This window comes from Colwellia sp. BRX8-5, from assembly GCF_014077325.1.
In the GTDB taxonomy this organism is placed as follows: Bacteria; Pseudomonadota; Gammaproteobacteria; order Enterobacterales; family Alteromonadaceae; genus Colwellia_A.
Window position 1 is genome coordinate 1 of record NZ_JACGVR010000113.1, and the last position, 287, is coordinate 287.

The following is a 287-nucleotide window of genomic DNA, read 5'->3' on the forward strand; positions in this document are numbered from 1 at the left end:
GCGCTACTGCGTTTCACTTCTGAGTTCGGAATGGGATCAGGTGGTGCCACAGTGCTATTGTCGCTAGACAAAAAGGTTACAATCTTGAAAGCTGTTGCTCGTTAGAGCTATAAATATAAAAGCGTTTTCTTATTCAATTCATTACAGTGCGTGAAGTTATTCTGTCAGTCTTCTACAAACACTTCGCAGTAAAACTACTTGGGTGTTGTATGGTTAAGCCTCACGGGCAATTAGTATCAGTTAGCTCAAGACCTCGCAGTCCTTACACACCTGACCTATCAACGTTG

General features: G+C 42.5%; 1 rRNA gene. It reads right to left on the reverse strand.

The window, feature by feature from the left end:
* A 5S ribosomal RNA gene (gene rrf / locus H4J62_RS20130) occupies positions 1-68 on the reverse strand; the annotation flags it as partial.
* Between the last annotated feature and the right edge of the window lie 219 nt (positions 69-287).